Origin of the sequence: Pedobacter sp. PLR (genome assembly GCF_026239675.1) — a bacterium.
Lineage (GTDB): Bacteria > Bacteroidota > Bacteroidia > Sphingobacteriales > Sphingobacteriaceae > Pedobacter.
Genome location: NZ_JAPIVQ010000001.1, coordinates 120,427 through 132,720, shown reverse-complemented (window position 1 = coordinate 132,720; position 12,294 = coordinate 120,427). Strand labels below are relative to the sequence as shown.

General features: G+C 41.1%; 13 protein-coding genes. 10 read left to right on the top strand and 3 right to left on the bottom strand.

Going from position 1 to position 12,294, the window contains the following annotated elements:
• Positions 1-5: 5 nt before the first annotated feature.
• Positions 6-230, bottom strand: coding sequence for a DUF4287 domain-containing protein (locus tag OQX61_RS00540; RefSeq protein WP_265839685.1), 225 nt, complete (start codon positions 228-230; stop codon positions 6-8).
• Positions 231-519: 289 nt separating this feature from the next.
• Here OQX61_RS00540 and OQX61_RS00535 point away from each other — a divergent pair, with 289 nt between their 5' ends.
• Entirely contained in the window at positions 520-969 is a 450-nt protein-coding gene (locus tag OQX61_RS00535; RefSeq protein WP_265839684.1) for a DUF4488 domain-containing protein, read from the top strand.
• A gap of 16 nt (positions 970-985) precedes the next feature.
• On the opposite strand, the gene OQX61_RS00530 is transcribed toward OQX61_RS00535, so the two are convergent.
• Together OQX61_RS00530 and OQX61_RS24300 are read right to left on the bottom strand one after the other, a co-directional pair.
• The gene (locus tag OQX61_RS00530) at positions 986-2,947 is read right to left on the bottom strand and encodes a PAS domain-containing sensor histidine kinase (RefSeq protein ID WP_265839683.1); all 1,962 of its coding nucleotides are present in this window, start codon (positions 2,945-2,947) and stop codon (positions 986-988) included.
• A 135-nt stretch (positions 2,948-3,082) separates the two neighbouring features.
• Positions 3,083-3,292 (bottom strand): family 20 glycosylhydrolase, encoded by a 210-nt coding sequence (locus tag OQX61_RS24300; protein ID WP_265840311.1) that lies wholly within the window; start codon positions 3,290-3,292, stop codon positions 3,083-3,085.
• Between the two features lie 117 nt (positions 3,293-3,409).
• Here OQX61_RS24300 and OQX61_RS00520 point away from each other — a divergent pair, with 117 nt between their 5' ends.
• The 9 genes from OQX61_RS00520 (at position 3,410) to OQX61_RS00480 (ending at position 12,114) form a co-directional block, all read left to right on the top strand.
• On the top strand, positions 3,410-4,345 hold the full coding sequence (locus OQX61_RS00520) for a dihydrodipicolinate synthase family protein (protein ID WP_265839682.1): 936 nt from the start codon (positions 3,410-3,412) through the stop codon (positions 4,343-4,345).
• Positions 4,342-5,880 (top strand): aldehyde dehydrogenase (NADP(+)), encoded by a 1,539-nt coding sequence (locus tag OQX61_RS00515; protein ID WP_265839681.1) that lies wholly within the window; start codon positions 4,342-4,344, stop codon positions 5,878-5,880. The genes OQX61_RS00520 and OQX61_RS00515 overlap by 4 nt, the downstream gene beginning before the upstream one ends.
• 1 nt (position 5,881) lies before the next feature.
• A complete protein-coding gene (locus OQX61_RS00510; protein ID WP_265839680.1) occupies positions 5,882-6,883 on the top strand; it encodes a 4-hydroxyproline epimerase in 1,002 nt (333 codons plus the stop codon).
• Positions 6,884-6,914: 31 nt separating this feature from the next.
• Positions 6,915-8,156 (top strand): FAD-binding oxidoreductase, encoded by a 1,242-nt coding sequence (locus tag OQX61_RS00505; RefSeq protein ID WP_265839679.1) that lies wholly within the window; start codon positions 6,915-6,917, stop codon positions 8,154-8,156.
• A gap of 119 nt (positions 8,157-8,275) precedes the next feature.
• The gene (locus OQX61_RS00500; RefSeq protein WP_265839678.1) at positions 8,276-9,178 is read left to right on the top strand and encodes a helix-turn-helix domain-containing protein; all 903 of its coding nucleotides are present in this window, start codon (positions 8,276-8,278) and stop codon (positions 9,176-9,178) included.
• Between the two features lie 235 nt (positions 9,179-9,413).
• Entirely contained in the window at positions 9,414-9,989 is a 576-nt protein-coding gene (locus OQX61_RS00495; RefSeq protein WP_265839677.1) for a hypothetical protein, read from the top strand.
• 124 nt (positions 9,990-10,113) lie between these two features.
• Positions 10,114-10,419 carry a hypothetical protein gene (locus OQX61_RS00490; protein WP_265839676.1) on the top strand — a complete coding sequence of 102 codons (306 nt, stop codon included), beginning with the start codon at positions 10,114-10,116 and terminating at the stop codon, positions 10,417-10,419.
• A gap of 36 nt (positions 10,420-10,455) precedes the next feature.
• A complete protein-coding gene (locus OQX61_RS00485) occupies positions 10,456-11,499 on the top strand; it encodes an NAD(P)-dependent alcohol dehydrogenase (protein ID WP_265839675.1) in 1,044 nt (347 codons plus the stop codon).
• 99 nt (positions 11,500-11,598) lie between these two features.
• Positions 11,599-12,114, top strand: a complete 516-nt coding sequence (locus OQX61_RS00480) for a hypothetical protein (protein WP_265839674.1) — start codon at positions 11,599-11,601, stop codon at positions 12,112-12,114.
• Positions 12,115-12,294 lie beyond the last annotated feature (180 nt).

The window sequence follows — 12,294 nt, the reverse complement described above, 5'->3', positions numbered from 1 at the left end:
AATATTTACTTACTATTTTCATCTTTAATACCTTTTAAAAGGGCATAAATAGCCATGCCATGGCCATGACCAAGATCAAAATCATCTTTAAGCCAGGCAGTAATTTCTCCTGCTTTTACAGTTAACTCGCCATCTTGCAGGAATTTTTTTTCGGCTGCAAGTGCTTTAAAATCCGCCGGACCTTTGCCGGTTTTCTCTTTGATAGTTTTTAGATATCCTTGAAATGACATGTGCTTAAGTTTAAAGGGTTGAAAATTAGGGTACTTTGTGAATGGCCAAATAAGAATTTAATTTTCAGTTCTTTAACTGCGAGGTTCACAAAAATCTTAGTTGCCATAATTAATTTAAATACTTAATTTGTTTTGATATTCGAAGTTAAGTTGGTTTTCTAAAATTGATACTGTGTGAACAGGACTTTCTAAGGGGGTATTTGCGACCTCCTACGATTTTTATCGCCCCGGGTTGACAATGAAGCCTGGCCATATTGATTCGTAATTAAATTTAACCCTAAACCAAAACATGAAAAACGCCTTAAAAACCATCATTTTGTCTGCTTGTCTATTCACAAGTATCTCTTATGCTAACGCACAGGAAACCAATAAAACTTTTCTCAAAGGGATTTGGGAGTTGGATGGCCCAAAAGTAACAACACCCGATGGAAAGCAGCTGGTCTTAGTTCATCTGGTTAAAATTTTCAGTGAAGACGGAACCTTTCAAAACCTGGCATTTACTCCGGTTGAATCCAGGCTTTCGCACAAAGGCAAGTTTGTTGTCCTGGATGATAACAGTTATGAAGAAATTATTGAGAGTCAATCGGCACAGAGTAATGGAAAGTTAAGTGGAGAGACTTATAAACTGAAGTATAGTTTCTCGGCTGATAAAAACCAATTGTCTTTAAAGGGGGTGATCAAGGGAAATGATGGGCAGGAAAAATTCCAGCTCAATGAAACCTGGAACAGAGTCAAATAGAACTAACAACTCATTACTATTTAATTGGTAGTGTAAACCAAAAAACACTACCAATTCCAAGCTCGCTTTCTGCTCCAATTTCACCATCATGTCTTTTTATAATTTCTGCCGATATATATAAGCCAAGGCCTAAACCTGAATAGTGGCTTCGACTTTTATCGCCTCTGTAATAACGGTTAAACAAATGCGGGATCTGATCTTTTGGTATTCCCGGGCCCTTGTCTATAACAGAAACCTTTGCTCTTTTTTTTATTTTTTGAATATCAACAATAATCTCTTTAGATTCCGGGGCATAGTTTCGGGCATTATTGACAAAGTTTATGATCACCTGATCGATTCTATCAGCATCTGCATATACCTTCAAATCCAGGTCTCCGGTAGTTTTAATACTATAGGTGCCTTCAATTTTGAGGTGATTGCAACAGTCTCCTATCAATTTAGAGATGGTGAACCAGGTTTTTTTTATATAAAGTTCCCCCTGATTTAACTTACTTGCGTTTAGCAGATCATCAACCAGTATGGTAATTTTATCCAGACTTCTGGAAGCCTTTTCAATTAGAATGGGCAAAGATTCTGTTTGTGGCTGCTCATGGAGTCGGCTGATGAGTTGCATAAAAGCAGACAAGCTCGTAATTGGTGTTTTTAGTTCATGACCAGCAATACTAACAAAATCTTCCTTCTGTTGCTGAAGCTGTTTTAGCTCTTGAATATCGGTTGCCGTTACAATCCAAAGGCCAACCATCCCATCTTCCAGAATTGGTTGCATTCGGTTTAAATGCCAACGGTAGATTCCTTCAGTGTTGCGATATCTGTTTTCAAATTCTCCTCCTTCATGACCTGACCTGATTAAATTATATTTGCGAAGTGTTTCATGTACGTCATCTGGATGAATCACTTTGAGCCATTTGCTGCCGTATGTTTCAGTGGGATTGAGCCCGGTATAATCATACCAACGGTTGTTAAAATAAGTCATTTTTCCCTTGATTGTATTGGTCATTGCCATTTGAGGAAGCGCGTTGATTAAAGCCCGGAATCGCTTTTCACTTTTTTCGGCTCGTAACCTTGCCTTTACCTGTTCTGTAATTAGGTTGGCTACCAGCATTATTCTGACAGTTTTACCGTTTGTGTCTTTCAAGGGCTGATAGACATAGTTTGAATAGACTTCCTCTGTTTTATTATTATGTTTCAGAAAAACTTTCATTTCATTTCCATAATAAGGAGTGCCATTCATGTAAACCTCATCCATGATCTGGAGAAAACCCTGGGCTTCTAACTCAGGTATGGCTAACTTAAGCGGTTTTCCTATAATTGTAGCATGTTTACCCCAAACTTCAAGCATTTTTTCGTTTGCCGTTTCGATAATCAGATCTCTTCCTCTAAAAACCGCAATGGCTACAGGTGCATCAGCAAGCAGTGATCTAAATCTGGCTTCGCGTTCTGAAAGTTGTCTTAAAGTGTCATAAAGCTGATGCTCAGATTTTATTTGGCTATTGGATTCATAAAAGGTAACCAATAGTCCCCCAACTTTTCCTTCGATATTATAGAGTTGACTGCAATTAAAAACCCAGTGACTATTTTCAGGGTGACCATTGGTTTGTTTTTGTATTAATTGGTCTTCATGCCACAACATGGTGTCCCCGGCCATCATCATTCCGATACGGGTTTTTATTGCCGGCCAGATTTCCAGCCAGCAATCCTGAGCTCTTGTCCCTAATGCTTCGGGGTGCTTATTTAATTTTTCCAGGGTTGGTTTATAAGCATCATTATAAAATTGAATAAGCTCAGGGCCCCACCATAGAAACATTGGAAATTTTGAGTTTAGAATAATGTCCAGAGCGGTTAGTAAATTTTGCGGCCATGTCTCCGTACTACCTAAACTGGAGTTAGACCAATTGGTTGAGTATATTAAATACCCCATCTCCCCGGCATCTTTTAGATGCGTCAGATAATCAAAAGATATTTTGCTATGAACTGGCATAATGAAAACTTTTAGAACTAGATATACATTCTCTATCCACTAGGTTAGAGGTTCTAATAGGGGGTCATATTTCATTAATCACTCTTTGGTGTTAACATGCCGCAACGCAAAATGTTTTATATAATAGGTACCTTTTTAATAGGAATATCCGGTACAAAGGTGATATAGATGATACATTTTTTTGGTTACATAACTGTAAGGTTTGATGGCCCGGGTTACCTGAACTTTGTATGGCCCACCGGTACAGCCTAAATAGCTATAGAACGTTAATGCAGCTGGAGCATAGCCAGGCATTTCAATTTCGGGAATTACAGTAATGTAGCGGTCAGAAGTATGTTTTTCCAGTTCTCTGATTAATAAGATATTATGTAGTTATTATCGGCTAATATCAGGTAGGTTTCTCATTTTTATGGATGATACCTTTGGTTTATTACCATCATAAACTTAAAGAACCGATTTGAAATGAGTATTAACTGGACCGGGGTTTTCCCCGCTGTAACGACGAAATTTACAGCAAACGACGAACTTGATTTAGAGACTTTTGATCTAAACCTTACCGCACAGCTCGAGGCCGGAGTTAACGGAATTATACTTGGGGGTAGTTTAGGCGAAGCTAGTGTGCTTTCCGATGAGGAGAAATTCACATTGCTGTCTCATACGCTGGAATTTGTAAAGGGCAGAGTTCCTGTATTGTTAAATATTGCAGAAGGAACCACTAAAAGGGCAATTGAAGTTGCACAAAAAGCAGCATCAATTGGCGCAAATGGATTAATGTTGCTGCCTCCAATGCGTTATAATGCATCGGCTGAAGAAACTTTAACCTTTTTTGGCGCTATAGCAGAGAGTACACCACTTCCGATCATGATTTACAATAATCCTGTTGATTATAAGATTGAAGTTACCCTGGATATGTTTGAAGTGCTAACCCAATATCCGAATATTCAGGCGATTAAAGAATCAACCAGGGATGTTTCAAATGTAACCAGGTTGATCAACAGGTTTGGAGATCGCTTTAAGATCTTTACCGGTGTAGATCCATTGGCAATGGAAAGTATCGTAATGGGTGCTCATGGTTGGGTTGCCGGCTTAGTGGATGCTTTCCCTAGAGAAACTGTAGCGATTTTCAACTTAATCAAAGAAAACCGAATTCCGGAAGCCCTTACCATTTATCGTTGGTTTTTGCCTGTATTGGAACTCGATATTCACGCTAAATTAGTTCAATATATTAAGCTTGCGGAAGTCGCCACTGGAATTGGAACGGAAGCAGTGAGGGCACCGCGTCTACCTTTAACAGGGGAAGAGCGATTGAGCGTGCTTAAGATTATAAATGATGCTTTAGCGGAACGCCCATTACTTCCGGTGGGTAGCTGGGGAGCATCTGTTACGGCAGAGGTATGAGCGGGGTAGAACTTTATGCAGTTAATCCTGCAAACGGACAAAAGTTAGCAGGTACCTTTCTTAAGGCTGATGCTAAAATCGTGGAGGAGTCCTTAGCGGCTGCCGAACAGGCATTTTACATTTATCAGCAGATTGATCAGGCTAAGAAAGCGCTCTTTTTACAAGCTATAGCCGATGCATTAGTGGCGAACGGAGAAGAGATTATTAACAGAGCTTCGGAGGAAAGTGGTCTTCCGATTCCCCGTCTCCAGGGAGAATTGGGCAGAACAACCGGGCAGTTGCGTTTATTCGCGGATCTTGTATTGGAAGGTTCCTGGGTGGATGCTGTGATTGATACCGCCATGCCGGAAAGAAGTCCTGTGCCTCGTTCGGATATCAGAAAAATGTTAGTTCCGATTGGACCCGTTGTGGTATTTGGAGCCAGTAATTTCCCTTTGGCTTTTTCAGTGGCCGGAGGCGATACAGCATCGGCGTTAGCGGCAGGTTGTCCGGTAATTGTGAAAGCACATCCTGCGCATTTTGGGACCAGTGCGCTCGTTGGTCAGGCCATCATTTCAGCGGCAGCAGAAACGGGAATGCCAAAGGGAATATTCGCTTTGCTTTTTGATAATGGCTTGGACATTGGTGCCGCCCTGGTACAACATAAATTGACTAAAGCAGTCGCTTTTACAGGATCGTTTAAGGGGGGGATGGCACTGATCAAACTGGCAGAGGAACGGGACGAGCCCATTCCTGTTTTTGCCGAAATGGGCAGCATTAATCCGGTAGTTTTATTTCCTGAAATGCTGGACAACAGGCCTGAAGAAATGGCCAGACAGCTGGCCGCATCCATTACTTTAGGTGCCGGACAATTTTGTACCAATCCAGGGATAACGTTTGCTATTTCAGGTGATGGCTTAGACCGTTTCAAATCTTCATTAGCTGAGGCGATCTCCAAAACACCCTCTGCAACGATGCTAACCCCTGGAATTGCAGAAAATTACCTGTCCCGCTCTAATGCCATGTTGAAAGAGAAAGGTGTTTCCTTATTAGCGGAATCAGCAGCTATCAATGAAAATCTGCAATGTCAGTCTGTTCCTAGAATTTTGGCGGTAAGTGGTTCAGGTTTTATTAAAAATAAGGGCTTAATGGAGGAAGTTTTCGGACCGCATGGGCTATTGGTATTCTGCGAAAACAGGCTGGAGTTAGAAAGAGCGTTGGCTGAACTGGATGGCCAACTCACGATCACACTAATGGCAACAGTCAAGGACCTTCAGGCGCATCAAAATATAGTAGAATGTTTAAAGTCAAAAACCGGAAGGATCATTCTTAATGGTGTACCTACGGGGGTGGAGGTTTGCGCTGCAATGCAACACGGTGGGCCATTTCCATCCACCAATGATAGTCGTTTCAGCTCCGTAGGAACGTCAGCTATCTACAGATTTGTCAGACCACTGGCATTTCAGGACTGGCCGCAGGAGTTGCTGCCAAATGCATTAAAGGATGGTAATCCATTAGGGATTTATAGAAAAATTGATCAACAATTAAAGAAATAAAATGGCAAGTAAAACCTTTTTTTGCATAGATGCCCATACCTGTGGAAACCCTGTACGACTGGTTGCAGGTGGCGGCCCTCAATTGACCGGCAACAATATGAGCGAAAAGCGACAACATTTTTTGAAGGAGTTCGATTGGATTAGAACCGGGCTTATGTTTGAGCCCCGTGGACATGATATGATGTCGGGCAGTATCCTATATCCGCCACACAACCTGGAAAATGATGTTGCTGTACTTTTTATTGAAACCAGCGGCTGTCTTCCGATGTGTGGACACGGAACAATTGGCACCATCACCATAGCCATTGAGGAGGGGATTATTAAACCGAAAATACCTGGAATCATCAGGATGGAGGCTCCTGCAGGTTTGGTATTAATTGAATACACCCAAAAGGGGAATAAGGTGGAGTCTGTTAAATTGAGGAATGTTCCAGCTTACCTCGCAGGAGAAAATATGAGTGTGGAATGTCCGGATTTAGGGGAGCTGAATTTTGATGTAGCCTATGGAGGCAATTTCTATGCAATCATAGATCCCCAGAAAAACTTTCCAGGCCTGGAAAATTATACGGCAGGACAGTTGATTAGCTGGAGTCAGACGATCCGGAAGCGAATCAATGAGCTTTATACTTTTGTCCATCCATTGGACCCCACTATTAATGGTTGCAGCCACATTTTATGGACGGGAGCAACCCTGGATCAGAATTCAACCGCTAGAAATGCGGTTTTTTATGGCGATAAGGCCATTGACAGGTCTCCATGCGGTACAGGAACTTCTGCCAGATTAGCCCAATGGTATGCAAAAGGAAAGCTCAAGATAGGGGAAGACTTTATTCATGAAAGCTTTATTGGCAGCAAGTTTATTGGCCGTGTAGAAGAAGAGGTTGATCTTAATGGGATCAAGGCTATTGTTCCAAGTGTTGAAGGCTGGGCCAGGGTATTTGGCTATAATACCATCAAGATAGATAGCGATGATCCTTATGCCCATGGCTTTCAGGTCATTTAAAAATATATCAATAATTATTTTAAACAGAATTATGTCTAAGGTCTTAATTATCGGTGCGGGCATAATGGGGCTCAGCACAGCATATTATTTACAAAAAAAAGGATATCAGGTTACGATCATTGATAAGGGGGAGATCAGAGATAGTTGTTCATTAGGCAATGCAGGTATGATTGTACCCAGCCATTTTGTGCCTTTGGCCTCACCTGGAATGATTACCCGGGGAATCAGGTGGATGTTTGATCGTAAAAGTCCATTTTATGTGCGTCCTTCCTTAAATATGGATCTGCTGAAATGGGGGACTAAATTTGTGAGGTATGCCAACAAGAAACATGTCTCAGCAGCAGCAATTCCCTTGCGGGATCTTTCCTTGCTCAGTAAAAAACTGTACCAGGATCTCGCAAGGGAAGAGGATTTTAAATTTGAGCTGAGCAATCATGGTATCCTGGCCTATTATAAAACGGAAAAGGCGGCAGAAGAAGAGGCACACCTTGCCGCTAAAGGAAATGAGTTAGGATTGGATATGGCAGTACTGGATGCCGATGCGTGCAGGAAGTTACAGCCAAAGCTTAATCTTGATGTACTAGGCGCGGTTCATTACCGCTGTGATGCCCATTTATATCCTGCAAAGCTAATTTCTGCACTCAGCAGCTATTTGGAAAACAACGGTGTGGAGATCCGGAGAGGCGAAGAAGTTCAGCACATCGTAAAGCAAGAGGGAAAGATCGTGTGTGTTCATACCGAAAATGGCGTTTTTGAAGCAGATCATTACGTACTTGCTGCCGGCTCCTGGTCGCCGGCGATTGCAAAGACAGCTGGTCTGAGTATTTCCATTATGCCAGGTAAAGGCTATTCATTTATGGAGCCCGAAAAAGAAGAAAGAATGACTATTCCGGCTTTGCTTTGTGAGGCCAGGGTTGCCATTACGCCGATGAATGGGAGTTTGAGATTTGGCGGTACCATGGAACTCGATAAAATTAATAACAGGATTGATATGCAAAGGGTAAAAGGAATCGTTGAATCCGTACCCAAATATTTCCCTGATTTAAAGCCAGCGTTGCCATCAGCAGAGCAGGTATGGTTTGGGTTTAGACCTTCTTCGCCAGATGGCTTACCTTATATTGGTAGAACAAAACAGCTGACGAATCTAATTGTGGCTACAGGGCATGGAATGATGGGCCTTAGTTTAGGGCCGGCAACCGGTTTTTTGGTGAGCCAGTTGATTGGAGAGGAATCTCTGGAAATGGATGTTTCCATGTTTTCTCCTGACCGTTAGGGTATTAGTTTTGCAGTTTTGTCTAAATATATGGTAGTATATTAACCGAAATGCTTAGTTTCTTTTGTAATAAAGGCGAATATTGGTAGCTTTAATATCAGGTCAATAAAGCTATCAACATGAAGGTATTACCATTTACAATTCTTGTTCCAGACGATAAAAGCGTCATTTCAGAAATAATAGCGCAACCTTACTTTTATCCTCATTTTCATCGCCACGATGAATGGCAGGTGACCTGGATACAAAAAGGAGAAGGGACTTTACTGGCTGGAAATGACCTTCATGCCTTTCAATCCGGAGATGTTTATGTAATAGGCGCAAAACTGCCACACCTCTTTAAAAGTAACCCTGAATATTTTGCCCCGGATAGTAATATCGAAATCCAGGCATGTTCACTCTACTTCAATCCGGCAGGACTAATGGCACCCTTGTTTAATCTGCCGGAGATGAAGTTGAGTACCTCTTTCCTTTTGAAAATGAGACATGGATTTAAAGTTCCGGCATCCATGCGGAATGAGCTTACTTCAATAATGCTGGACATCCATACCGCAAGCGGATCGAATATGTTACACCATTTTTTGGAATTTGTGGATCGGTTAAATGGGATCAGTGAGCGCGCGGAGTCGCTGTGTTCCAATCTTTATTCTCCTGATTTTTCAGAATCGGAGGGGATGCGTTTAAGTAAAATCATCAATTTTATTACCCTCAATTACAATCATCAGATCTCCCTGGAAGATGTTGCTGATGCCGCATGTATGACCAGACAAGGCTTTTGCCGCTATTTTAAAAAGCATACCGGCCATACATTTGTTTCCTTTTTAAACGAGGTTCGCGTGAATGACGCCTGCAAAAGCCTGGTGTTAGGGGAAAGCCCGGAAAGCATTTCCGGTGTAGCCTTTAAAGTTGGCTTCAATAGTATCACCAATTTCAATCGGGTATTTAAGCATATTATCGGCCAAACACCCCGGGATTATGTTGATCAGTACCGACAAATCAGCAGAGTGAATTATGCTACTGCTTAAAAACAAGGCGGTTAATTTGTCGATCCGGGGTGTTTTGAAACGCTATGCTAAGGATTTAATAACGAAAATATTTATGTAATGTTAAGTGGTTTATCAATTTCACACCAGGTAGCATTTTCATTTAAATACTCGTTCATCTTTTAGTTGCTCGCTATTGCCATAGTTCTGTGTTTAGTGAGATAATAGTCGTTTAAGTGTTTACATTACAGATAATCGTTGCTTTATATGAAAGTCGGTGAAATCCTCAATTTACTTCTTAGCGGCTCCCACTCCCTCTACAACAACAATTGGATCTACAAATTATATAGTTACACAAACAGATGGATGTCTTAGTTTGCCGGCAATCATCACGGTTATCATTACAGCCGGCCCATCTGCGGCGATTACTTATTCCGGTTCTCCCTACCGTTCAGATATGGCAACTGCTACAGTAACCCGAACAGGGACAGCTGGAGGTACCTATTCTTCAACCACAGGTTTGTCCATCAACCCAATTAGTGGGTGTAATGTATATTGGAAAGTTGAAGGGGCAATAACGGGTGCTTCAACAGTTATGGCCGGAGGCACGCTTAAAGGAAGGTTATTTTCTACTTTAGGAGCGATAGCGATTGATGGCCTGTCTGCAACGATTGCTATGTGTTCGTTAGAAACAACCTGGACAGGATCAACCACCACAACCAATATGACAGTGCCTGCAGGTGTTCCTCGTTACCCACTGTTAAATACAGGAACAGGTGCTGTAAAAAATGTAACTGTTCAAAGTAATGCCTCACTAACTATAACAGGTGGAACATTGGAGATAACAGGATAGATCAACAATTCCGGGGCATTTGAAACATCAGCAGGAACTGTTAAAATGAATGGCTCTGCCCCGCAAACGATAGCAGCCAATACATTTGCCGGAAACCGGGTCAATCATCTTATTACAAAGGTCAATGTATGCTTATGAGTTAGCCAGGAAGGGTTATACAATCAGGGAGGTATTGGCTTTTGGCCCTATCAATTACCATCCGATCTTTTTAGGGACACCTGAGGCTATTGCCGATAAATTTCAGCAATGGTTTGAAGCCGGAGTGGGAAAAGGGTTTAGTGTGGTCCCGGATTCTGGACTTTCCTCAATTAAGGGTTTCGTGGAACAAGTAATTCCAATTTTACAGAAACGAGGATTGCTATGCGAAGAATATACTTCAAATACTTTAAGAGGACATCCAGGACTCCCTTATCAAAAGGGACCAATTTAATGAATAGCCAATTGTACAATTACTTATCTTTATAAGATGATAGAAACAAAAGGATATGCTGCGCAAAGCGCAGATACAAATTTGGCTCCCTGGGCTTTTGAACGCCGGGAAGTTGGTCCGCATGATATACAGTTTGATATCTTATTTTGTGGTGTTTGTCACTCAGATCTGCATCAAATTAAAAACGATTGGTTTCCAGGTATATTCCCAATGGTTCCCGGACATGAGATTGTTGGTCGTGTAGTTAAAGTTGGCGACCATGTGAAAAAATTCAAAGTAGGCGACCTTGCCGGTACCGGATGCATGGTAGACTCTTGTCAGGTTTGTGAAAACTGTAAGAAAGACCTGGAACAATATTGTCTGGAAGGAAGTACGGGTACCTATAATAGTTTAGAAAGAGACGGTAAAACACCAACCTATGGCGGTTATTCCAATACCGTAGTGGTTAGGGAAGAGTTTGTACTGCATGTATCAGATAAGTTAAACCTGGCTGCCGTAGCACCGCTATTGTGTGCCGGTATTACTACTTACTCTCCTTTAAGGCATTGGAAAGTAGGAAGAGGTCATAAACTTGCCGTATTGGGGCTTGGTGGACTGGGGCATATGGCTGTAAAATTTGGCGTTGCCTTTGGTGCTGAAGTAACTGTGTTAAGTACTTCCCCTAAAAAGCAAGAAGATGCAAGAAAATTGGGCGCCCACAATTTTGTTCTGACTACAGATGAAGCTCAGGTTAAGGCTGCAATGGGCACATTTGACTTTATCCTGGATACGGTTTCAGCAGAGCATGATTTTAATATGTACTTATCTTTACTGAGAACTGATGGTACGCTGATCTGTGTGGGCGTTCCACCTAAACCAGCAGAAATACAGCCTTTCAGTTTGCTGGGGGGAAGAAAAAGCGTTGCAGGCTCTGGTATCGGAGGGATTGCTGAAACTCAGGAAATGCTTGATTTTTGTGCAGAACATAATATTGTTTCTGAAATAGAAATGATTGACATGAAAGATATTCATACTGCTTATGAACGTATGGAAAAAGGAGATGTACGTTACAGGTTTGTAATTGATATGGCAACATTATAATTTGAGTATTAATCAGCCTGCTGAAGCTTTCTTTTCAACTTACTTAGCGATTAGGAAGGAATTTCATGTGAGTTTATTGAAATTTTATGAAGAGAATAATTGAAAAAAAATCCCATTTTAATCTTTGCTATTCCGCTTATCATTTTCTTTTTAATAGGATGTGCATTGCTTTATTTCGCAGTCCAAAAAATTGAAATCATTCCATTCTATGGCTGGATTGTTATTGGAGCTTTTATCATCATCCCAATATTATTGACATATGGGCAGGTATTTGGTTTCAGCCCTTGCAAAGCCATAGAGTCCAATAGAAACCAATTGGTTTTCAACCCGGATGGAATTGATTTTGAAATGACTTTATTTGACTGTTCTTGTTTCATTAAATGGAATAGTATTGATACCATTATTTATTCAGATTCCAGAAATGAGCATTGCGCTGAGTATATCATTTTTGTTAATGAATTACCAATATGTACTCAAAAGGAAAAACCATGGTGGCTAAATAGGTTATTCCCCTACAAGCAAAAAAACAATAAAATAAGAATAAAAAGTGATGCTATAAATTTTAAAGCGCTACCTGATCTGGTTGAAAAGTATTTACGATCAAGTTGGTTTTGAATTTAAAGACAGTAGAAAAGGGACTTTAATAGATTCGAAAACGTTTACGGAAGGAGAGACGCATACCACAATAGAAAAGTGGAAGCCAGAAAGTAATTATGAACCTTTTGAAATGATATACGACAAGTATTGCCGAACAGTTCATGATATTGAAAAACGGGATGGTGCAATATAGAATTA

Bases quoted from the DNA above. Each gene is read 5' to 3' on its own strand.
- OQX61_RS00535 (WP_265839684.1), top strand. From the start codon at position 520: ATGAAAAACGCCTTAAAAACCATCATTTTGTCTGCTTGTCTATTCACA.
- OQX61_RS00520 (WP_265839682.1), top strand. From the start codon at position 3,410: ATGAGTATTAACTGGACCGGGGTTTTCCCCGCTGTAACGACGAAATTT.
- OQX61_RS00490 (WP_265839676.1), top strand. From the start codon at position 10,114: ATGTATGCTTATGAGTTAGCCAGGAAGGGTTATACAATCAGGGAGGTA.
- OQX61_RS00500 (WP_265839678.1), top strand. From the start codon at position 8,276: ATGAAGGTATTACCATTTACAATTCTTGTTCCAGACGATAAAAGCGTC.
- OQX61_RS00515 (WP_265839681.1), top strand. From the start codon at position 4,342: ATGAGCGGGGTAGAACTTTATGCAGTTAATCCTGCAAACGGACAAAAG.
- OQX61_RS00485 (WP_265839675.1), top strand. From the start codon at position 10,456: ATGATAGAAACAAAAGGATATGCTGCGCAAAGCGCAGATACAAATTTG.
- OQX61_RS00505 (WP_265839679.1), top strand. From the start codon at position 6,915: ATGTCTAAGGTCTTAATTATCGGTGCGGGCATAATGGGGCTCAGCACA.
- OQX61_RS00510 (WP_265839680.1), top strand. From the start codon at position 5,882: ATGGCAAGTAAAACCTTTTTTTGCATAGATGCCCATACCTGTGGAAAC.
- OQX61_RS00540 (WP_265839685.1), bottom strand. From the start codon at position 230: ATGTCATTTCAAGGATATCTAAAAACTATCAAAGAGAAAACCGGCAAA.
- OQX61_RS00530 (WP_265839683.1), bottom strand. From the start codon at position 2,947: ATGCCAGTTCATAGCAAAATATCTTTTGATTATCTGACGCATCTAAAA.